This window comes from Parafrankia sp. Ea1.12 (genome assembly GCF_900465275.1).
GTDB lineage: Bacteria > Actinomycetota > Actinomycetes > Frankiales > Frankiaceae > Parafrankia > Parafrankia soli.
On sequence record NZ_UBIZ01000749.1, the window covers coordinates 1 to 464 of the forward strand.

The window sequence follows — 464 nt, forward strand, 5'->3', positions numbered from 1 at the left end:
CTCGGCGCGGCCGTGTCCCGCACGGCTGGCCGCTGGTTCGTGTCGTTCACCGTGCAGGTCGAGCGGGAGATCCCCGACGGGCCGTCCGCCCGGCAGGCCACTGGTGGTGTGATCGGTGTCGACCTGGGCGTGAAGCACCTCGCCGTCCTGTCGACCGGTGAGAAGGTCCCGAACCCCAAGCATGCCGTGCGGGCCGAGAAGAAGCTCCGCAAGACCTCCCGCGCCTACGCCCGGTCACAGCCGGGCAGCAGCGGCAGGCGCAAGCTCGCCGCCGACCTGGCGAAACAGCATGCCCACACCGCCAACCAGCGGCGCGACGGGCTACACAAGGTCACTGCCAACCTCGCCCGGACCCACCACACGGTGGTCATCGAGGATCTGCACGTCGCCGGCATGGTGCGTAACCACAACCTGGCGAAGGCGGTCTCCGACGTCGGCATGGGCGAACTGCGCCGCCAGTTGGA

General features: G+C 69.8%; 1 protein-coding gene. It reads left to right on the forward strand.

Features of this window, described 5'->3' with window-relative positions; all coding sequences use genetic code 11:
• Positions 1–464 (forward strand): transposase (locus FMEAI12_RS39150; RefSeq protein ID WP_235015169.1); only part of this gene is annotated, 464 nt, incomplete at both ends.